The sequence below is a fragment of the Candidatus Vicinibacter affinis genome, assembly GCA_016714365.1.
In the GTDB taxonomy this organism is placed as follows: Bacteria; Bacteroidota; Bacteroidia; order Chitinophagales; family Saprospiraceae; genus Vicinibacter; species Vicinibacter affinis.
Map to the genome: position 1 here is coordinate 1,024,742 of JADJNH010000005.1, position 19,845 is coordinate 1,044,586.

Here is a 19,845-nt window from a genome sequence, read left to right on the forward strand (position 1 = left end):
TAATTGAATCGCATGAATTATCAAAATCTTCTGTTGGCGCAAGTCTTCGACTTGTGCCCTAGTAGGCAAGCTGTTGTCTGAACTGGGATTTATGGGATTGGTAGGATGTGTGGGATTTGATTTTTGTTTCATTTACAGATACACCATAATCTACCCGTCTCTCCACAATCATATAATTATGAGACAATCATTCCATAATTCCAAATAGACGTAATTTTTTTCAAGGAGGTTTTGTTAAACAAAATTATGCTTCGGATTTAAATTGTGACAGTTTTCACATTTTCTTTTATGCCTTTGTACATTTATGCATATGCTTGCATCCAGTGTAATTAAAATATTGGTTTCCATTTGTAAATGGAAGCATTACTGGATTGAACTAACCTAATAGAACATAGCTATTTCAAAATGATCCAAAGTGAATGCTTTCTCCCTTTGAATATTGTAAGGCAACTTTCACAGAATATGGTATATTCATTTTCTTGGTTGTTTGATATTTTTTAAATCCAAATTGCCAATCTCATAGTCTTGTTGCAATTTCTCAAAACCTGCCTTTGTCATACTTTTTTGCACATGGCTTAATCCTTCTTAACCAATGGTAAATGGTCAGTTGATGGATGGATACTTTGCAAAGTAGAATGGCCAAATTAAGCCACTATTTAGAGGTCATTCCGATATCCGTTAAAAAGAGAGACTGTTTGATTAAACTCTATTTTAATTCAAGTGTTTTAAAAGCAGCTTATTTCCTTTTTCTGATAAGTACATATTTGTGAAATTGGCAAAATGTGGGTTAAATTAATGAAATATTGTCAGGTGATTGGAGGGAGGCAAGAAGTCAAAAAATCTTTAAATATTTATTCATACAAAACATAAAATAATTGATAAAAAATGGAAAATCAAACACCTTCAGGCACACCATCTTACAGTGTAAACGGTGAAAGCAAATGCCCGTTTTCCGGAGGGGCTCTGAATCAAAGCGCAGGCGGTGGCACGAGAAATCGTGACTGGTGGCCCAATCTGTTGAAGTTGAACATCCTTCGTCAGCATTCCCCCCTGTCTAATCCCATGGGCGAGAAGTTCAACTATGCAGAAGAGTTTAAATCCCTGGATCTGGCAGCAGTGAAGCAAGACCTCTTTGACCTGATGACCAGGTCACAGGACTGGTGGCCGGCGGATTATGGCCATTATGGTCCGTTTTTTATTCGGATGGCCTGGCACAGTGCCGGTACTTACCGTATTTCAGATGGGCGCGGTGGAGCCGGTTCCGGTACTCAGCGTTTTGCACCCCTGAACTCCTGGCCCGACAACGCTAACCTGGATAAAGCTCGTCTTTTATTGTGGCCGATTAAACAGAAATATGGCAAGAAAATATCCTGGGCAGATCTCATGATCCTGGCTGGCAACTGCGCCCTTGAATCCATGAATTTTAAGACATTCGGTTTTGCAGGTGGACGGGAGGATGTGTGGGAACCTGAAGAAGATATTTATTGGGGTTCTGAGGGTAAATGGTTGGAAGACAAACGATATACCGGTGACCGGGAGCTTGAAAATCCTCTTGCTGCTGTACAGATGGGGTTGATTTATGTAAATCCGGAGGGCCCCAACGGCAATCCAGATCCAATCGCCGCCGCAAGAGACATTCGTGAAACATTTGGTCGCATGGCCATGAATGATGAGGAAACAGTTGCATTGATTGCCGGGGGTCATACTTTTGGCAAAACCCACGGAGCCGCAGACCCATCAAAATACGTAGGTCCTGAACCCGCAGCAGCAGGTATCGAAGAGCAAAGTCTAGGGTGGAAAAACAGTTTTGGAAGTGGGAATGGCGTCAACACCATCACCAGTGGTCTTGAAGGCGCCTGGACCACCACACCGACCAAATGGAGCAACAACTTTTTCTGGAATCTTTTTGGTTATGAATGGGAATTGACTAAAAGCCCTGCTGGTGCGCAGCAATGGATTCCTAAACATGGAATGGGGGCTAATTCTGTTCCGGATGCTCATGATCCCAACAAACGCCATGCACCGGTAATGTTGACCACAGATCTGGCATTAAGATTTGATCCAGTCTATGAAAAAATTTCCAGGCGGTTTCATGAAAACCCGGATGAATTTGCTGATGCATTTGCACGTGCCTGGTTTAAATTAACCCACCGCGATATGGGTCCGATAGCCCGTTACCTTGGGCCGGAAGTTCCCAAAGAAGAATTGATTTGGCAAGATCCTGTGCCAGCGGTGAATCATCCATTAGTAGACAGAAACGACGTTGCAAGCCTGAAAAGTAAAATTCTTTCTTCAGGCCTGACAGTTTCACAAATGGTATCCACAGCCTGGGCATCTGCATCTACCTTCAGAGGTTCTGATAAAAGAGGTGGTGCCAATGGTGCGCGGATCAGATTGGCTCCACAGAAAAATTGGGCCGTCAACAATCCCGCACAACTTGCCAAAGTTTTAGAAACCCTGGAAGGTATCCGGAAAGAATTTAACGGAGCTCAATCCGGTAAGATGGTTTCAATGGCGGATTTGATTGTATTAGCCGGATGTGCAGGAATTGAAAAGGCAGCAAAAAGTGCAGGGCATGAAATAGAGGTTCCATTTAGCCCCGGCAGAACAGACGCCTCGCAGGAACAGACCGATGTAGAGTCATTTGCCATACTCGAACCGGCAGCAGACGGTTTCCGAAATTATATGAAAACCCGCTATACAGTATCGGCAGAAGAGATGTTGGTTGATAAAGCCCAGCTTCTTACCCTGAATGCACCTGAAATGACTGTCCTGGTAGGCGGAATGCGCGTTCTGAACGCCAACTTCGATCATTCCAAACACGGAGTGTTTACAAAAAATCCGGAATCCCTTACCAATGATTTCTTCGTAAATCTCCTTGATTTGAATACAACCTGGAAGGCCGCTGCAGGCACTCAGGAGGTTTTTGAAGGCCGTGATCGCATGAATGGGGAAGTAAAGTGGACGGGAACCCGTGTTGACCTCATCTTTGGTTCTAATTCCGAACTTCGTGCCATTGCTGAAGTCTATGGATGTGCAGATGGAAAAGGAAAATTTGTACAAGACTTCGTAGCGGCATGGAATAAGGTGATGAATCTTGATCGCTTTGATCTTGTATAATTTCTTACGATCCTTAGAAGATTTTATAAATTACAAAGGTGGTTCTTTTTAGGACCACCTTTTTTTTTGCGATGGGTTAAACTCATTCCTTTCTTTTGAATGAGTTAGGTAAATTTTATTGGGATTAAGTAGAAGTTACCCAACAATATTATCTGGATGACTGACTGATTTCCGCGATACGGAATGAAGCAATACAGTGCTTCAAATGTAGAAACTGTGAAAGCGGAGTGAGGAAGTACTTTTATTTGAAAGTGTTTTGTCCTGGAATGATAAATTCAGATCGGCCTTTTTCATTTTAGCTAAAAATGATTTAAAAAGCGTTAAGAACAAAATACTGTTTGAGCTCGCCTGCAGATTTGCTAACAAATATGTGACAGCAAGGCCTAGAGCTATTGCTGCTGATTAAGGCGAGTTTATTTTGTTTAGCTTTTTAAGTTAGTTTTAGCGTTAAGAAATGAAAACAGCCTTGATTTTTTTTGGTTCTTTTTTGTATCAAGTTTATAACAGCGGCTCCGCTCTCAATCCTTTAAAGTAACTTGCGAGATGTAAAGCAGTGTTTACAAAAACCGTTTTTTGTTATGGTGCTCGCAGCCCCTTATCAAGTTTGGTAGTGTTCTTTGAATGACAATCCATTTTGGTGGTTCGCCTTTGGCGAAACCCCGTTTAAGAGCTTATACGATAATTACTCAGAACCTTAACACTGCTTTCGTTTTATTCACTTTAAAATTTTAAGAAAATGAAAGAAAAAAAAACAAAAGCATTTCCGATTATTTATCCTAACGCGGCAGGTATAGATATATCAAGCAAAGAACATTATGTAGCAGTTAATCCTGAATCCACTGAAAAACCAATAAGAGCCTTTGGCGCCTTTACTGAAGACTTACACGCCCTAGTTGTGTTTTTTAAAAGAATGCAAAGTAGATACAGTTGCTATGGAGGCTACCGGTATTTACTGGGTAAGTTTATTTTTAGTATTAGAAGATGCGGGTTTTGATGTTGTATTAGTTACAGCTAAACATGTAAAAAATGTAAGAGGAAAGAAAACAGATGTTAGCGATGCTGATTGGATTCGTCAATTACACAGTTGCGGATTATTATCTGCAAGTTTTCAACCCGATAAGTTTACTCGTAAATTAAGAGCATATATGCGTCATCGAAAAAATTTAATTGAAATGTCAGCTACACATATTCGCATGATGCATAAAGCTTTAGAACAAATGAATATTAAAATACAACATGTTATTGCGGATATTACAGGTAAATCTGGACAAGAGATCATAAAATCCATCATAGCTGGTGAACGAAACGCAGAGATATTAGCATCTTGTTGCGATAGTAGAATTAGAGCTCATAAAAAAGAGGGTATTATAAAATCCTTAACGGGGGTTTGGAAAGAAGAACACGTTTTTGAACTAGAGCAAAGTTATTCAATATATCAATTCTATCATCTTAAGCTAAAGGAATGCGATGCTAAAATAGAAGAGCATCTTCGTGAAAAATCCGGAGTAGATACATTTGTGGAGCCCCAAAAAAAGAAAAGAGTAATAAAAATAATTTGAATTTTAACGGAAAGGAAATGTTGTACGAACTAACGGGGACGGATTTAGCAGAAATTTTTGGGATTACGGAAACAAATGCTATAGAAATTATAAGCGAAGTCGGATTAGATATGAGTAAATGGCCAACGGTAAAACACTTTACATCATGGTTAAACTTAGCCCCGAATAATAAAATATCAGGAGGGAAAGTATTAAGTAGTCGGATTCCAAAAAGAAAAACCACGCAGGTCAAATATTTAGAATGGCGGCGTTTGCCATACAGCGTAGCAAAAATTGGTTAGCGATGTTTTATAATCGTATAAAAGCAAAAAATGGGGCGCCAAAAGCAATTGTTGCGACTGCAAGAAAAATTGCGGCTATTTTTTATAAAATGATAAAAGAAAGGGTTAAATTTAACCCAATACCAATCGAAAAATATATGGATGGGTTTAAAGAAAATCAAATTAAGAAGTTAAAACGACAAGCTAAAAACCTTGGTTTACAGATAGTTGAAATGTAGTTACTTAAGAGACAAAAAAGAACAATGATTATAGGATGGAATTTAGGACAACTTTAGTGAATAACGAGTTCCTAAAAACTGCTATCTCCTCAAATATTTGACTTGGCCCATTGGAATTCCAATGCAACAAAAATCATATTCCTGGATTTTCTACTTGTATATATTCTTCATAGCCTCCACATATATTTTACGGATGCTGTTCTTTTCCTCCTCATGGACCATTTTTTCAACTTCCTTAAGAAGCATCGAATGATGTTTTGTTTTTAGTTTTAATATTTCACCAAGGGCATATGCCGCGCTCCATCGTACTACAGTGCCATCGTATCTGGAGTTGATCAAAAGATTTTTAATGGCAGTAGCCAATATTTCGGGAAATAAGTGTGCCGTATTTCCAATGACCCTCGCACTTTCCCATTTCACTCTGGGTGCCGTGTCTGTCAGGGTTTTGGAAACAAAAGAAAATACATTTTCGTCTGCGATATTGGGATTGATTTTAGTGGCGTATTCTAATGCTTCAATGCAAGTAGCCTTTACTGAATCCTTCGAATTTTCTGCAAAGACGCAAAGCTCATCTGTCGCTAAAGATCCGTCCAATAACCATTTGCTGATGGTCTCCGTCTTCTCTTTAGTCTTCCTGTCTTTGTCCCGAAATAAATCAACTAGGGTCATTCAGGTCATTATTTTTTCCATCGAGCCAACTTCGGAATTCCCATGGTGAAGAATCCGGCAAGGAATCCCGGAAAGCCCATTTCTTTTAACTTACCTTTGGAAAATTCCTGCATTTGTGCTGCAGTCCAGTCCGGTTGTTTAAACTGGCCGCTTTCATAGCAATAGGCACAATACATTTGGCTGATGGAACCATCTGAATTGGTCCCACCTCCATTAGGTGATTTTTTAAGCGGCATGCCACAACTTTGGCAATTTTTATACACATTCTGTTCCATGTCAAGAGAAAGTTCGTGAGAAAATATTTTTCAAAGTTAAGTTTTACCCGAAAATTCAGGCTTCCTAATTTTGATCGACAAAATGAAGTGTTTTAAGTTGCAGCGACTGCAGAAAATACCACCAGAAATGAAATAATATCTGTGAAGAATTTTGGTAAGGGTTCAATTAAAATTCAAAATTGTGTTACCAACGGAATTCCGAATTTGTGCATGGCGTGTAGATTAAATTTTAGACATCTGGGATGTTGAAATGTTTCAATACCCTCAATGCCCTTAAAGTATTCCATCGGCTTGGCTTACCGGCCTGTTCCATTTCAAAATGAGTCTGACCCGGATGCTTTGAAGGAAGTTTCCATACACCTTCTTTGGTTTTTTTGCTTTGTAAAAACTCAATGGCATCGTCCATACGGTGGTCGTATTTAATCTTTGCATACTGAAAGTAATCCAAAGCCTTTAATACGTCATAATACCAACGACTAGGGTAATATAATTTCAGGAAGTTGGGGTTGATTATTTCTCCGGTTTTGTCTGAACGAAACAATTTATGCATCAGTATGAATTCGTGCGCTTCCTGCTGCACTTCTAAAAGTTCATTAAGTCTATAGGTATAACCATTCTTGTGGTATTCAAAAATGCCTTCCAGAACGGACAGCGTGGTATGCAACGAGCTGTGGATTGCACCGGTGGAATTGGAACGACAGTTGAATCCACCATCCTTCATTTTTTCATTTAATAGAAAATCTATCACCGAACAAAGAAGTTCTTCTTTAATTCCAAAATAGGTGGAATAATTCAATACCATGCCATTGATGCAAACATCGCACTTTTGATTTTGTCCGATAGGGCGTATTCCTCCATCAGGTCCTTTTTCTGTATTAAATATTTTTTGAACAGATTCTTTTATCAACTTGTTGGTTGAGGAGATATTTAGATTTTTTAAATCCAATAAGGTGTAATGTGTGCTTATCCATTTGGGTTGATAGAAACTTTGTCCCCAGTATGCATTTTTGTGCCGTTTGGAAAGAAATTTCAATCCCCATCCTTCAGAATTGATTTTATTTCTTAGCCTTGGTTTGTCCTGATCTAAAAGATCTCTGTAGGTCTGATATTGGATCGATACATCGCCTTCAAGCAGCCAGTGGATTATTTGTTCTTTGGTCATTACAAAAACTTAATAAGTATGCATTCGTAACTTAGATTCAAGTAGTAAAATTAATTTATATTTGCAAACAAGGTTTAAAAAAAACAAATCTCCAAAAGTAATTAAATCCTAAATTTTATTAATCGATTCTTAATTTTAAGAGCCGAAATAACCATTTGTCCATTGAATAAAAAATCATAAAATGTCTTCAGGTTTATCTTACCTGATGTCAAAGCTTTACTGGCCATTCATTGGTATTTTTAGCTTTGTTCTGCTGGTATATGTTTTTTTATATTTTTATCAGATAGACAATTGGTCCGACAGAGGGTATTACAACTGGATGAATTTTAAAAGGATATTTATTCTGGTAGGCATTATTGGCGGATCAGTCTGGATGAAGTATCAGGAGAATAGCCCTGTTGGCGCAAATCTCCACCTTGTGCCAGGATTGATCTCGTCTGAACTGGGATTTCTGGGATTTATGGGAGTGTTGAGATATAATTTATGTTTTAAGTATTTCTGTAAATAACTTGGCTAATTCCTTTAAGTCCTATAATTCTGGGACTATTATTTCAAGGTTCAATCTTCTAAGAAGTCTGAAAAATTTACCCTATCATTATTTGTATTTCAAGACATGTCTTGATTTATTTCTACAAAATAAAGTATGTATATTTTTGTAATAGGTAAAATACCAATTTTATGGTATTGTATAAACAAAGAGGATAGGTATTTTTGTAATCAGGTTGCACGTGAAGGAACACAACTGTGCAATCTGTTTTTTTTAGTTAATTGTAAACACCTAACATTATGAAAAAATCAGACACTCTATTCAGGGTATTATTATTATTTTTCTTTTTAAACGTTTCTTTCTATAGTTGTCAAAAGGAACAAACAATTGATCATGCTAATCAGATGTTAGAGGGATTAGCATCAACTGGTCAAACTGAGATAAGTGAATTTGTTCAAACTTGTTTATATCACATAAGAAAGGTAAACAGTCAAAATCAACAAGGCGACTTAAACTATTTTTACAATCAATATGGATTTCCTCTAATCCATTACATAAGTGTTTTAAAAAATGAAAACGACCATGTTATCTGTATAAAAATTCCGATAGCCAGGAATGATGGTCAGGTATTACACTATTTTCAGGCAATCAGGTACGGAGATGAGTTTGGGTATTTTCTAATTGGCACGGAGTCAAACATTGCAGATGAAATTGATGAGAACCAGGATTTTCCTGAAGTGCTGAGCATAGAAACAGAAGAGGATGATGATTTTGATGGAAGTGGCGGAGGCTCTTCAAGTAATTTTGAATCCTCGGGATGTATTAAGATTGTTCCGCTCACTACCCCAATATGTAGAGAAGAACCTTGTCCTAATAATTGTACCCCATGTCGGCATCCCCGCATCAATTGTGCGAAAAGAGATGACGACGGGAATTCCGGAGGTGGCGGTACCGGCGGTGGAGGATCGAGCAGTGGTACGATTGTAATAACTATTTGGAGTGATCGAGGTACATTTAATTGGGGAGGAAAAGGAGGTCCCCCTCCCAACAATCCTTCCTATGGAGGAGGAAATACAAATGGAAGCGCTGACACCAAGTGCATATTTAAACGTGAAGAAATTGAAGAAGCCTTTGTCAGTTATTTTAATACAAACTACCCTGATCTTCAGATCCCAAACAATCATGTGTCCTGGTATGTGGATGAGGGGTGTTTAAGACAGGTGTGTGAAGATTATTTTGATACGGGAATTAAGGATTTTAACAATTGCTTTGAAGATGCAATTAGAAAAATGTATCGATTAACGGAGGAGGAATGGGAGGATTATAAAGCAGATAAATCTTGCAAAAGAAGTATTGAAAATATATCCGAAGTTAATAAGTTTAGAACTGATGTTTCTAAAGCAATTGAAGATGAGCTTAGACAAATGGCCATTGATTTTCCGGGTGTTCCATTTGATGCAGATTTGTTTAAAACTATTTTGTCCAAAGTAATTCTAAAAAAGACAGGTAAATTAATACCATTAGTTGGAATTGGGCTTGATTTGGCAGAACTAAAATTAGCTTATGTCGCAGGTAATTATCTTGCCATGGGATTATCCATTGGTTCTATTCTGACAGAGATAATTCCTTGCGCAATGCTCACCGATTTATTAGTCGATGCCGCTTCAATTGGGAATACACTCTTTATGACCTATAAGTCGTTAAGTGAATTAAAAACATTTCTTGGTACAAATAGTACTCTATTTAGAGCTATTTTTGAAACTATTGATGAGCTTAATTTGATAGATGCTGTTGAAATACTTAAAAAGTGGACAAAAAAATCTGCTGATCAATTTAAAATAATTTTGGGAAACAAATCAGTTGATGACTTTTTATATACTTTATCACAAAAACTTAATAAATCTTGGGTAACAGAGTCGTGGGGAAAATCTATGGATTTAGTTGGAGGTATAAGACTAAATTACATTCCTATAGCAACAAGTGGAGATTATACATCTATTGAGATAATTATTAATGATGTCAAATATAAAATTAGATTAGAATAAAATTATGAATATTAATCTTTCACATATTTTATCGACTAATGAATTAAGTATTCTTAATTCATTAATAGGATCAAGGCTTTATTCAATCCATAATCCTAAGAAAAGTTATCTTTTAATTGAAAAATCAACAATATGTATTAACTATCCCTCTTTAATTATTCTAAATTGTGTACAAATAGATAGTAAATTAAATTCTGTATCCATATGTGTCAAAGAATCAATTAAATTTGAGGATTTCTCAATATACAACTTAGTCCCTAATCATGCTGTTATCAGTAATGAAAATTCAGAATTATTAGAGCTAAATATAACTGTAGATTTAATTGAAATCTACCACGGTGAAGATAAGTTTATTTCTTTGCAAAATGACTTTTTAAATTTATTTTTAACTTCTGAGTTTAGCTCAAACATTACAAATGGGTTTAATATAAACAATATTGCAGGTATTATTATTTCTGAAAATTGCTGCGATTCTCTTTTGATCATGGTCAATGATTATTCAATAGTAATAAGTTCAGACATATTGGAAATTAATAATTTTAAAATGAAAAATAAATTATTTTACACCTGCCAGAAATAAATAATTGGATTTTATTTTATCCAAAATCTAAGATTCTCTTAATTAAGTGAATAATTTGATTTTTTCGGTTAATAAATTTTCACCGCTGAAATGGTTTGATTTTCCTTAATGTTATTAAGAGCCTAGGAATATGCACTAGTTGGCGCAAGTCATCGACTTGTGCCCTGATCATTATAAAAACCCATTTGCTGGCGCAAGTCTCCGACTTGTGCCACAGATAAAAAATAGATGATCTATTTATGAATAATGATATGATTCATCGCAGATTCCTTTCAACTTCTGGAAATAAAATAACGTTCAATTTTGATCGTTCTTTTAATGCTCCATGTCTCCATATTAATATTGGAGGCCAATTTTTAAAATTAGATTGCACTAAGAAAAATAAAAATATGAATGAATATAAATTTTCAATTATGGAAAATCTTGTTGATTCTCAAATCATAGGTTTTAATCAGCTATTACCGGAAATAAGGGATGACAATAATCGTGCAATGTTTAGCTATGATATCAATTTTTGTTCCTTTGAATATTGCAATCCAGGTGAATTGGTTATAACATATTTGCTAAATGATAAGAGTTATATTTGTTTGACGTTTATGGCAGAAAACATACATTTAGACGGTGAGGCTGTATATCCTAAATTTGTAATTAATCAAGTAAAATATAGCTCCGAATGTTTTTATCATTACTTTATTAATCAGAGAATTATTGAAATTGATATCTACTCATCAATGGTAGATAGCTCCACAATCGATGAATTAATTATTTTTAAATGTGATAATGGAAAACAAATTATATTGGAATGTACCATTTCTATGAATGGTTCAATCAAGCTATATTTTGTTCAACAAAATTCACAACTTGCAGAGGAGAAAAAGGATAAATTAATCAAAACAGCAAGTTTTCATAATTGATTGTTGAGTTCAATTATTCAATTTTATCCTATAATTTGTGAGCTAGATTTATTAATCAATTTTCCGGAATGTGCAATTGAGGTTTACAAAGCTATAGAGAAAGCTACAATTATGACAATTTATAAATGGGGCCAAAGTTCTGTTAAAGATTGCAGTGATGCATTTAGGCATGCCTATTGGATGGCATTAATATCTAGGGGCACAGTTTGTGGTGGAACGGTGGCAAGAGCATTTGGGGTTGCACATGAATGTGATTTGCCAGCTGGTGCCAATGATAAAATTATGGATTTATTCAATAACGATTTAGGTATTTCAATTGCAGAAAACAATCCAGGTTTAAGTGAAGCGGAATTAGCAAATTTGCTATGCAATTACATAAACTCAGGAGATTTTAAAATTATGGCGGACCCTCATTTACCATCAGAGCATTTAATATTTAGTACAGGATGTATTTGTAAATAGCATAAATTATGTATTCAGAACCAATATTTACATTCAGCCTAATTGTGCTTACATTAAATTCTTATTTTATTATCTTTAAAATATGGAAAGCATTCAGAACAAAGATAAATGCTCATTTTATAGCCTTTTTTGTATCTATCATGATGTTACAATTTCTTAAGAGAATTTCACTTTTCATATGGATTCTGATTATAAGTTGGTATCCAAACAAAGGTTTTGATATGACAAGATGGAGAACAGAACCATATAATAGATTTAAACAAACTCATTCACTAATATATACAAAGAAATTAAATCGATTGAGCAAAGAGGAAACATTGAAAATTTTGGGAGAACCTGATACCAGAGCAAGTAAGGATATTTGGACTTATATTTTAGGAAATAGACCAGGATTCCATATAGATCCGGATATATTGTTAATCTATTTTAAGGAAAACATAATTGAATCATATAAAGTGCTCTGTGAGGGCGAAGTAGAGTGTGATTCTTATTAATTTAGGAAACTTGTCCAAATTCTTGAATTATTTTAATTCTGTACTATCAAGTCATAAAAATCGCTAACACTCCTTATGACTTAATTCAAGAGGGATTATTAACTTTATGAACTTTTTGTACAGCCAATGGGGAGTATTACATAATACCATATTTAGTACTATTTTTGAAACTATTGATGATCTTAATTTGATAGATGCATTGGACTGGAGTAAAACAGTTGGGGCACTAGAAGGCCAATTCAAATTAATGTTAGGAGGTAAATCAGTAGATGAATTTGTAAAATTTCTCTCAACTAAATTGAATGCAAGTTGGATTCCAGCCTCTGGGATTCCTCGACAGCTAGAAGTGTCAGGTATAATTTTGAGACTTTATATAGACAAAACTTATGGTGGTCCATCCATTCATATTAATGTTGGTGGGTTATTTTTTAAAATTCGATTGCACTAAGAAAAATATAAATATGAATGAATATAAAATTTCAATTTTGGAAAATCTTGTTGATTCTCAAATCATAGGTTTTAATCAGCTATTACCGGAAATAAGGGATGACAATAATCGTGCAATGTTTAGCTATGATATCAATTTTTGTTCCTTTGAATATTGCAATCCAGGTGAATTGGTTATAACATATTTGCTAAATGATAAGAGTTATATTTGTTTGACGTTTATGGCAGAAAACATACATTTAGACGGTGAGGCTGTATATCCTAAATTTGTAATTAATCAAGTAAAATATAGCTCCGAATGTTTTTATCATTACTTTATTAATCAGAGAATTATTGAAATTGATATCTACTCATCAATGGTAGATAGCTCCACAATCGATGAATTAATTATTTTTAAATGTGATAATGGAAAACAAATTATATTGGAATGTACCATTTCTATGAATGGTTCAATCAAGCTATATTTTGTTCAACAAAATTCACAACTTGCAGAGGAGAAAAAGGATAAATTAATCAAAACAGCAAGTTTTCGTAATTGATTGGTTAAGTGTAATTATTTATTTTTAGACTCTTTGTTGGCGCAAGTCTGTGACTTGGGCTACGATTGATGATGTCTGAACTGGGATTTGTGGGATTTATGAGAGTGTTGAGATGTAATTTATGTTTTATATTTCCGTAAATAACCTGACTAATTCCTGGAAGTCCTAAAATTATGAGACTATTATTTCAAGATTCAATCTTCTAAGGAGTGCGAAAATTCCTTGTTGGCGCAAGTCTGCGACTTGTGCCACGGTTGATATTAATAAATATATTCTATCTACAGATATTGATAGGGCTCATTGTTTTCAATCATCTTATGTACATTCTCCAACACTCTTTTCATGTACGTGCGCCAAAAAAGATGTGCAAACAACCAGTTGAATGGATACAACAAAACTTGATTGGCAAATAAAGTGTAGGTATATTCCACCAGAATTTCTGCTTCTGATAAGGGCGTTGTTTTCCATTCTCCTTCAAACTTATAAAAACCCAGCATCCACGATTTAAAGTCGCTCACCTCAATTTTCCAGTATTGATTCTCTATTCTTTCCAGCACCCTGTCCATGGAGGCCTCTCCTCCCTTGAAGCCAAGTGACTTAGCAGCAAATACTTTTTTACATCCGCCGGGCTTTCCCCAGTTGGTGTCCTCAGTGCAATGAGTGACTCTTGGCATTAATCCAAATCCGGTATGCACTTTAGACACGTCGCACAACATGGGTGTCTTGAAGGCTCTTTCCAATGAACAATGATAGATAGTATTTACTGAAATTTTAAAGTCCATCTTTTTGTATTATTGAATAAGAAAGCAATTTTTGCAATATTGTTGCATGAAAGTACCAAATTTCATAAGAAGTTACTTTTAAAATCCGCCAACACACCAAACAATCCCAAAACTAATGCCAAATGATGTCATTAGACTATTTTATACCACTTTGAAAATTAAATTTTTCATTTATCATTTCGCTCTTTTGGACTATTTAATGGTATCAATCTGCATTAAACATTGCAGATATTTAAATCGATTTGGACCAAATTTGAAATACAAGAATTATTACACCATTTATTCTTGCATTTTAATTTTTCTGTAATGGAAAATCGCTGTTCCGGCAACTACTAAAAATGGTAAAGTTGAAAAAATTATTTTATAATTCAGACTAAGGATACCTATTACAAACATAAATCCCAGTAATAACGCAAGACAAGCAATGCCAATGTATGTCAATAGATGACTGGGTTTATTTTGAAACACAGAGACCAGTAATAGAATTTGGCCAACCAAGGGTAACAGAATAAAAGGGTGTATCACTGAAGTAGGGTCGGTGAATAGTTTAGAAATGATGTCTGCTTCCGCTTGAAACAACAGGATACTATTATTACCTCCCCATTCTAAATATCCGAAAAGAGAGGTAACAATCAAGAGCAAGTTTAAAATTTTACTTTTCATTTGAATTAAACTTTTAATTTCGGAATAATAGTCTAAATAAATATAAATTTATTAAAAAATATAATCAAATATTTAGACAGCCTCTAAATCCCCTTGCAGCGTAATAGGATTGGGCTCCGTTGTGATAGACGAATACGTGGCCATATCTGAAATCTCCGAAGATGGCACCTCCGTGTTTTCTGATCCCGGCCGGAGTCTTCAACCAACTTGATGTCTTTGAATCAAAATTACCAAGTTTCTGCAGTGATCTGTATTGTTCCTCTGAGAGCAATTCAATTCCCATTTCTGAGGCTACATCCAGGGCATTATTTTCCGGTGCAAAATCCTTTCTGGAGGTTAATCCTTCTTGGTCATAGCAAAGACTTCTTCGGCCTTTAGGGCTTTCCGCCGAACAATCAAAGAAAATGTATTCACCATTTATTTTGTCATAAGCCACCACATCCGGTTCGCCTCCTGTTTTTTCCATTTCGTTCAGAGACCATAATTTTTCCTTTGTTTTTTCCAATTTCGCCAAAACATCCTCCCAATCAATTCCTTCATGTCGGTGCATATGGTTCTCAAAACGTTTTTTTAATATTTCAAGAAGACCTTTACTGTCTTTTGGAGATAAGGCTTTCGCGGACATTTTTATTTATTAAGATTTGATAAAATTGGTTTTAAAATTTCATTTAGGACCCTTGACGGGGCTACCTAAGACGGTTGAAAGTATTTCTGCATAAAATTATTACATCCAGCTGAATTTTCCAAACAGAAGGTTCCTTTCATATATCATGCGCTGGTAATGGATTTGTGAGCCGGTATATTTTGAAATACATTCTTAATATTCAAAAATATTCGAATGGCATATTTTTGAACGTTTTTTATATTGCCTTCTTTCCTTTAATCGTTTTGAGATTTTCAATTTTGGTCTATCAATTGGAATTCCACCACAAAGAGTTATAATGCAAAAACATAATTCTTATAAAGACTTCCATTAATTATTTATTTTAAGTCAAATATATTGGACTATCAATTTAAATTTATTTTTTTAAGGAACTACCCTAAAGCAAAAGCCTCCTTTATTGTAAAAATTATTTTCAGGGTTTAATAAAAATAACTTACTGTATAAAGAGTCTTTGCTGGTTTTTAAAATTTCAATATTTCCATCTTTACCTTCATTCATCCTGACTATAACATCATAACCGATGCCTGTGCATCTACCTGGAAAATCACTATCGCCAAAATTTGGCCCAATTCCACATTTTTGGATCAAAAGGAAATTTCCAATTTTGCGAGGAATCAATTTGAATCTCAATGAGAAAGTATCATTGTTCAGTTCGTATTGACCATCCAATTCGCTTGATCCTCCTGAAAAAATAAATTCTTTGTAATTATTATTTTCAACAATCATAGTAAAGTAATTTGTAATTTTACTGGACCCTATAGTATCCAAATAATTGATAAGAGTATTGGGGTTAAAGTTTATATTTTTTAAATTATAATCTTTATCTGTCCTGATTTCATGCACATAATATCTAAATTTAGAGACAAAGGATATTGTATCTCCTATATGGTATTCAGCTTTATAGGGTATTATTTCCGCAGGAATATGAAACCGATCCGGGCATTCGTCTGGATCCTTGCAACCATCACAACTTGTGATAAGAAACAGTAATGCAAAATACAGATTTGGAAAAAATGTTTTCATAATAATTTTTAAAGGAAAGGGAGTCAACAATTGACTCCCTTTCATTTTTTATTAATTAGTAACTATTAAATAATCCGTTAATTTGATTTATTAAAAATGGATTTCCATTAGCATGAACTTGGATAAACTTATCTTTAAATATCGTAGGTGAGGTGGTGCTTACCCCCAATAGATTAAACATTTGACTATTTGTAAATCCTTTAACCCAATCCAATATGGTTCCACTTCCGCCTGAATAATAATTATTTGCCTATTCTTCATCTAGTCCATCCATAAAATCATTATACAAGCCAATAGGAATGTGATTAGATTCTTCATTCCTTGTTTTCTCTTCAGATTGATTCCAATCATTTCCATAATATGAATTATTTGGAAATCCAGCATATGTCTTATGTGTGTAAGACAACCCAATATGCTCCGCCCAGGATTCGGAGATTGAAATAATTCCGGCATTTTTACTTCCTGAATTTCCATGTCCATTGGCCCCGGCTTCAGCAGAAATTAATTCTTCCCAAAATAGGGGGCCCGCTTTGGTGAAGTGGGATGAATGGGCATATTCATGGTATGCTAACCTTTTCTGGTAGTCTGAATTCTGGTAATCAATTCCTAAGTATACATCCGGAAATAGTGCGCCTAATCCTCCGGGAGCTCCCAGGAAGGGCAGTCCAAAAATACTGCCACTTGCGAGGTTTTTAATTACGTTTGAATTACCAAGATATGAATTCATAATTGTGTAGCCATATTTGTGATTCCGACCTACAAAAATATCAATCCACGGAGGACTGTTGATTCCTTCAGCGGCTGAATAATCATGATGTTCGTGCAATGCATTGTTAGCGGTAGCTGCTCCCCAATGGATATGGGCCGCAGAGCCGCGGCTGGACCATAAATCGTATTTTACTTCAATGTTGTTGTATGGCGGGCCAGTTCTTATTTTTCCAAGGTAATCTTTTACCGGCCATATCCAATCATAAACGGAAGCAAAACCTGATCGTGCTCCCCGTATTTGACCACGACTGTTGGCAAACTTAATCCACATCCAAGCATTGCCATGATATCTTTCATCGATCTTCCAGCATCCAAGATCATCCGTCCAGGTCTCATCTTCTGTAAACCAGGTATCCTTCATGATGATTTTAACGCGACGAACACCTTCAAACCTCGATTTCTCTACGTCTTTAACTTTTACACATCCACCTGGTTTTCTTGCATCATTATACACCATGCATCCACAACCGTTGAGGGTGGTATTACCATCCCCTCCAATGACTTGATAGCATGGATCCCCATCTCCGGATGGAATATTACCATATCTCTTATTAATCGCATTCAGGCAATCAGGATAATCCGGACTTCCGGGGGCACAACCACTTGGGTCCGGAGAACCCATTGGATCCTCAGGATTGGACCATGCATTTCCCGTTAATTCAAAGGCTGTTTTAGTTAAAATGGATTCATAAGGAGGGATGACAAGTTGTGCAATAATCTGGTAACCGGAAATGGGAGATTGAAAACCAGGACAAACTACTGCCCAAACTTCAGGAAATTCTTTGCCGGGTTGAGGATAATAATCACCCATTTGGATCATTTCATTTTCCAATGGAAAGTCATAAAACATTTCTCCGGTCTTTTCAAGGAGTTTAGCTTCCTCAACATTGACCGGACTGAATTTTACATACAAATGTGTGGGGGTTAAGCTCTGCACCTGGTTATTTGCATAGATTGAATTCCAAGCCTGGGTCATGTTTTCAACCGTATAAGGATTTACACGCACTTGTCCCAATATGGTGGGAACAAGATTTGGATCCTCATCCAAAATGCCATTGCCAGAAATTATTGCAGGATATTTATTTTCAACTGCCATTGTGTTCAACAGATCAGATGTACTTTCTTCTTTTTTGCAAGAAGTCATTAGGATCATGGTTGCAATATAAAAAAAATAAAATACTTTAAAGTGCTCATCATAATTAAATTTTAATTGGTGTTATCCTGACTATCCCGTTCAGATTTGGGCCGTACTCAATTTATAATGGTGTTTTTTCCGGTTCGACTCACCGAAAGATTGAAAATTTATCTAACCGTAAAATAGTGGACATAGATCTTCATTCCAAAAAAAGGTTACGACCACATTTTTAGGGTTTTAATAAATTCAACATCATGCATTTTACTGGTTATGTTCCAATCAAATGCAAATTATTTGTACATAAATTAAGAGCTGTCTATCTTCATTTTTCTAGTTTTAGAGTTCATAATACTGTGTTTATTTCCTGATAGATTTATAAAGATATAAGTTGGAAAAAAGTCAAACCTTGCTCATTTCTCCATATATATTTATCTGATATTTTCAGGAACTTATCTATTGACTCATTTTCAAAAAAGTATTACATCTATTAGCCTGTATGAGGTAAAAGGAAACTTTCCCATTTATAGGCATAGGTAATTCAATTAATTGAAAAATCAAGTTTAGGTGTTTTAATGAATTAAGGTGTTACTTTATTTAGGATGCCATAGGGTTTAATTTTTATCAAAAATGGGTGTGTTGCAATTCAAAGCACTAAAATAGTTATCTTGAATGAATTGTCCAAATATTTGATATTTATTTTAGATTTTATTTTTGAAAATTATAAATATCGGTTGAGTATCCTTCAAAGGAAAAAGCACGTTGCTAATTTAAATATTGGATGTTACATTTTATTTATTTAAAGTGATTAGATTTTAATAATCGGTTGCTAAACCAGAGTTTCATTTTACTTAGGACTATTGGTCAGGCGAATTTTATTTTCGTTTGAAGTTAAAATAGTTATATGGAATATTGATTTGAACTGCAAAACGAAAATGCAATCATGTCGAATCATTTATCCCGATATTTATAATTCATTTGAATTTCACATCTATTCTCCGGTAGGTTCCCAAAGTTGAATTTTGTTTCCTTCTGCGTCCAGAATATGGACAAATTTTCCATAGTCGTAAGTTTCTATATTGTCTAAAATGGTCACACCTTCATTTTTTAGTTGGGACACAAGTTCAGTTAAATTTTCGACCCTGTAATTTATCATAAAGTCTTTTGTAGAAGGCTCAAAATATTTGGTTGTTTCTGCAAATGGAGTCCACTGGGTCTGTGCTTTTTTTGTGCTGTCTGCGCCCTCATACCATTCAAAAGTGGCCCCATATGGATTGGTCTCCAGACCAAGGTGTTTTTGGTACCATTCTGTCATTTTTTTTGGGTCTTTGCATTTAAAGAAAATGCCTCCGATGCCAGTTACCTTTTTCATATTTGATGCGTTTTTATTTTGATTTACAATTATTGTTTTGTAAGCAAAACCAAAGCCAAATGAGGCTACGGTTAACAGGAGGATAAATGTAAAAGTTTTCATTGATTTTGTAAAGTTATCATTTTTAAATAAACTCATTTTAAGAATTAAGTGTCGCAATAATTCATGTATTTAGTGCACTTTAATTTT

General features: G+C 35.2%; 22 protein-coding genes. 13 read left to right on the forward strand and 9 right to left on the reverse strand.

The window, feature by feature from the left end; translation table 11 throughout:
- Window positions 1-885 precede the first annotated feature (885 nt).
- The 5 genes from katG to IPJ53_04220 all read left to right on the forward strand — a co-directional run bounded on the left by katG (window position 886) and on the right by IPJ53_04220 (window position 5,178).
- Window positions 886-3,120 (forward strand): catalase/peroxidase HPI, encoded by a 2,235-nt coding sequence (gene katG / locus IPJ53_04200; GenBank protein MBK7798292.1) that lies wholly within the window; start codon window positions 886-888, stop codon window positions 3,118-3,120.
- A 736-nt stretch (window positions 3,121-3,856) separates the two neighbouring features.
- On the forward strand, window positions 3,857-4,114 hold the full coding sequence (locus IPJ53_04205; protein MBK7798293.1) for a hypothetical protein: 258 nt from the start codon (window positions 3,857-3,859) through the stop codon (window positions 4,112-4,114).
- Window positions 4,053-4,679 (forward strand): transposase, encoded by a 627-nt coding sequence (locus tag IPJ53_04210; GenBank protein MBK7798294.1) that lies wholly within the window; start codon window positions 4,053-4,055, stop codon window positions 4,677-4,679. The genes IPJ53_04205 and IPJ53_04210 overlap by 62 nt, the downstream gene beginning before the upstream one ends.
- Before the next feature lie 17 nt (window positions 4,680-4,696).
- Window positions 4,697-4,960, forward strand: a complete 264-nt coding sequence (locus IPJ53_04215; GenBank protein ID MBK7798295.1) for an IS110 family transposase — start codon at window positions 4,697-4,699, stop codon at window positions 4,958-4,960.
- A 2-nt stretch (window positions 4,961-4,962) separates the two neighbouring features.
- Entirely contained in the window at window positions 4,963-5,178 is a 216-nt protein-coding gene (locus tag IPJ53_04220; protein MBK7798296.1) for a hypothetical protein, read from the forward strand.
- 150 nt (window positions 5,179-5,328) lie between these two features.
- On the opposite strand, the gene IPJ53_04225 is transcribed toward IPJ53_04220, so the two are convergent.
- From IPJ53_04225 to IPJ53_04235, 3 genes are all read right to left on the reverse strand, one after another.
- Complete coding sequence (locus IPJ53_04225; GenBank protein ID MBK7798297.1) at window positions 5,329-5,847, reverse strand: HEAT repeat domain-containing protein; 519 nt, start codon at window positions 5,845-5,847, stop codon at window positions 5,329-5,331.
- 8 nt (window positions 5,848-5,855) lie between these two features.
- Window positions 5,856-6,122, reverse strand: coding sequence for a zinc ribbon domain-containing protein (locus tag IPJ53_04230; GenBank protein MBK7798298.1), 267 nt, complete (start codon window positions 6,120-6,122; stop codon window positions 5,856-5,858).
- Window positions 6,123-6,351: 229 nt separating this feature from the next.
- The gene (locus tag IPJ53_04235; protein ID MBK7798299.1) at window positions 6,352-7,284 is read right to left on the reverse strand and encodes a hypothetical protein; all 933 of its coding nucleotides are present in this window, start codon (window positions 7,282-7,284) and stop codon (window positions 6,352-6,354) included.
- Window positions 7,285-7,465: 181 nt separating this feature from the next.
- Between IPJ53_04235 and IPJ53_04240 the strand changes: the two genes are divergently transcribed.
- From IPJ53_04240 to IPJ53_04275, 8 genes are all read left to right on the forward strand, one after another.
- Entirely contained in the window at window positions 7,466-7,792 is a 327-nt protein-coding gene (locus IPJ53_04240) for a hypothetical protein (GenBank protein MBK7798300.1), read from the forward strand.
- A gap of 278 nt (window positions 7,793-8,070) precedes the next feature.
- Window positions 8,071-9,816: a hypothetical protein gene (locus IPJ53_04245; GenBank protein ID MBK7798301.1), complete on the forward strand. Its 1,746-nt coding sequence runs from the start codon at window positions 8,071-8,073 to the stop codon at window positions 9,814-9,816.
- Window positions 9,817-9,820: 4 nt separating this feature from the next.
- Window positions 9,821-10,396, forward strand: coding sequence for a hypothetical protein (locus IPJ53_04250; GenBank protein ID MBK7798302.1), 576 nt, complete (start codon window positions 9,821-9,823; stop codon window positions 10,394-10,396).
- 413 nt (window positions 10,397-10,809) lie between these two features.
- Window positions 10,810-11,310, forward strand: a complete 501-nt coding sequence (locus IPJ53_04255; GenBank protein MBK7798303.1) for a hypothetical protein — start codon at window positions 10,810-10,812, stop codon at window positions 11,308-11,310.
- 111 nt (window positions 11,311-11,421) lie between these two features.
- On the forward strand, window positions 11,422-11,772 hold the full coding sequence (locus tag IPJ53_04260; GenBank protein ID MBK7798304.1) for a hypothetical protein: 351 nt from the start codon (window positions 11,422-11,424) through the stop codon (window positions 11,770-11,772).
- An 8-nt stretch (window positions 11,773-11,780) separates the two neighbouring features.
- Window positions 11,781-12,266: a hypothetical protein gene (locus tag IPJ53_04265; protein ID MBK7798305.1), complete on the forward strand. Its 486-nt coding sequence runs from the start codon at window positions 11,781-11,783 to the stop codon at window positions 12,264-12,266.
- A gap of 106 nt (window positions 12,267-12,372) precedes the next feature.
- The gene (locus tag IPJ53_04270; protein ID MBK7798306.1) at window positions 12,373-12,714 is read left to right on the forward strand and encodes a hypothetical protein; all 342 of its coding nucleotides are present in this window, start codon (window positions 12,373-12,375) and stop codon (window positions 12,712-12,714) included.
- Window positions 12,715-12,727: 13 nt separating this feature from the next.
- Entirely contained in the window at window positions 12,728-13,252 is a 525-nt protein-coding gene (locus IPJ53_04275) for a hypothetical protein (GenBank protein MBK7798307.1), read from the forward strand.
- Window positions 13,253-13,530: 278 nt separating this feature from the next.
- Here the strand turns inward: IPJ53_04275 and IPJ53_04280 are convergent, their stop codons facing one another.
- The 6 genes from IPJ53_04280 to IPJ53_04305 all read right to left on the reverse strand — a co-directional run bounded on the left by IPJ53_04280 (window position 13,531) and on the right by IPJ53_04305 (window position 19,656).
- Window positions 13,531-14,034 carry a hypothetical protein gene (locus IPJ53_04280; GenBank protein ID MBK7798308.1) on the reverse strand — a complete coding sequence of 168 codons (504 nt, stop codon included), beginning with the start codon at window positions 14,032-14,034 and terminating at the stop codon, window positions 13,531-13,533.
- Window positions 14,035-14,313: 279 nt separating this feature from the next.
- A complete protein-coding gene (locus IPJ53_04285; protein MBK7798309.1) occupies window positions 14,314-14,697 on the reverse strand; it encodes a hypothetical protein in 384 nt (127 codons plus the stop codon).
- A 64-nt stretch (window positions 14,698-14,761) separates the two neighbouring features.
- Window positions 14,762-15,322, reverse strand: a complete 561-nt coding sequence (locus IPJ53_04290) for a DUF4256 domain-containing protein (protein ID MBK7798310.1) — start codon at window positions 15,320-15,322, stop codon at window positions 14,762-14,764.
- A 402-nt stretch (window positions 15,323-15,724) separates the two neighbouring features.
- Window positions 15,725-16,384, reverse strand: a complete 660-nt coding sequence (locus IPJ53_04295) for a hypothetical protein (protein ID MBK7798311.1) — start codon at window positions 16,382-16,384, stop codon at window positions 15,725-15,727.
- Between the two features lie 250 nt (window positions 16,385-16,634).
- Window positions 16,635-18,296, reverse strand: coding sequence for a hypothetical protein (locus IPJ53_04300; GenBank protein MBK7798312.1), 1,662 nt, complete (start codon window positions 18,294-18,296; stop codon window positions 16,635-16,637).
- A 979-nt stretch (window positions 18,297-19,275) separates the two neighbouring features.
- A complete protein-coding gene (locus IPJ53_04305) occupies window positions 19,276-19,656 on the reverse strand; it encodes a VOC family protein (GenBank protein ID MBK7798313.1) in 381 nt (126 codons plus the stop codon).
- Window positions 19,657-19,845: the final 189 nt, after the last annotated feature.

Excerpts from the sequence above, each read along its gene's own strand:
- IPJ53_04235 (MBK7798299.1), bottom strand. The coding sequence starts at position 7,284 with ATGACCAAAGAACAAATAATCCACTGGCTGCTTGAAGGCGATGTATCG.
- IPJ53_04290 (MBK7798310.1), bottom strand. The coding sequence starts at position 15,322 with ATGTCCGCGAAAGCCTTATCTCCAAAAGACAGTAAAGGTCTTCTTGAA.
- IPJ53_04215 (MBK7798295.1), top strand. The coding sequence starts at position 4,697 with ATGTTGTACGAACTAACGGGGACGGATTTAGCAGAAATTTTTGGGATT.
- IPJ53_04230 (MBK7798298.1), bottom strand. The coding sequence starts at position 6,122 with ATGGAACAGAATGTGTATAAAAATTGCCAAAGTTGTGGCATGCCGCTT.
- IPJ53_04205 (MBK7798293.1), top strand. The coding sequence starts at position 3,857 with ATGAAAGAAAAAAAAACAAAAGCATTTCCGATTATTTATCCTAACGCG.
- IPJ53_04210 (MBK7798294.1), top strand. The coding sequence starts at position 4,053 with ATGGAGGCTACCGGTATTTACTGGGTAAGTTTATTTTTAGTATTAGAA.
- IPJ53_04265 (MBK7798305.1), top strand. The coding sequence starts at position 11,781 with ATGTATTCAGAACCAATATTTACATTCAGCCTAATTGTGCTTACATTA.
- IPJ53_04225 (MBK7798297.1), bottom strand. The coding sequence starts at position 5,847 with ATGACCCTAGTTGATTTATTTCGGGACAAAGACAGGAAGACTAAAGAG.
- IPJ53_04270 (MBK7798306.1), top strand. The coding sequence starts at position 12,373 with ATGAACTTTTTGTACAGCCAATGGGGAGTATTACATAATACCATATTT.
- katG (MBK7798292.1), top strand. The coding sequence starts at position 886 with ATGGAAAATCAAACACCTTCAGGCACACCATCTTACAGTGTAAACGGT.
- IPJ53_04280 (MBK7798308.1), bottom strand. The coding sequence starts at position 14,034 with ATGGACTTTAAAATTTCAGTAAATACTATCTATCATTGTTCATTGGAA.
- IPJ53_04220 (MBK7798296.1), top strand. The coding sequence starts at position 4,963 with ATGTTTTATAATCGTATAAAAGCAAAAAATGGGGCGCCAAAAGCAATT.
- IPJ53_04305 (MBK7798313.1), bottom strand. The coding sequence starts at position 19,656 with ATGAAAAAGGTAACTGGCATCGGAGGCATTTTCTTTAAATGCAAAGAC.
- IPJ53_04255 (MBK7798303.1), top strand. The coding sequence starts at position 10,810 with ATGGAAAATCTTGTTGATTCTCAAATCATAGGTTTTAATCAGCTATTA.
- IPJ53_04285 (MBK7798309.1), bottom strand. The coding sequence starts at position 14,697 with ATGAAAAGTAAAATTTTAAACTTGCTCTTGATTGTTACCTCTCTTTTC.
- IPJ53_04295 (MBK7798311.1), bottom strand. The coding sequence starts at position 16,384 with ATGAAAACATTTTTTCCAAATCTGTATTTTGCATTACTGTTTCTTATC.
- IPJ53_04240 (MBK7798300.1), top strand. The coding sequence starts at position 7,466 with ATGTCTTCAGGTTTATCTTACCTGATGTCAAAGCTTTACTGGCCATTC.
- IPJ53_04250 (MBK7798302.1), top strand. The coding sequence starts at position 9,821 with ATGAATATTAATCTTTCACATATTTTATCGACTAATGAATTAAGTATT.
- IPJ53_04245 (MBK7798301.1), top strand. The coding sequence starts at position 8,071 with ATGAAAAAATCAGACACTCTATTCAGGGTATTATTATTATTTTTCTTT.
- IPJ53_04260 (MBK7798304.1), top strand. The coding sequence starts at position 11,422 with ATGACAATTTATAAATGGGGCCAAAGTTCTGTTAAAGATTGCAGTGAT.
- IPJ53_04300 (MBK7798312.1), bottom strand. The coding sequence starts at position 18,296 with ATGACTTCTTGCAAAAAAGAAGAAAGTACATCTGATCTGTTGAACACA.
- IPJ53_04275 (MBK7798307.1), top strand. The coding sequence starts at position 12,728 with ATGAATGAATATAAAATTTCAATTTTGGAAAATCTTGTTGATTCTCAA.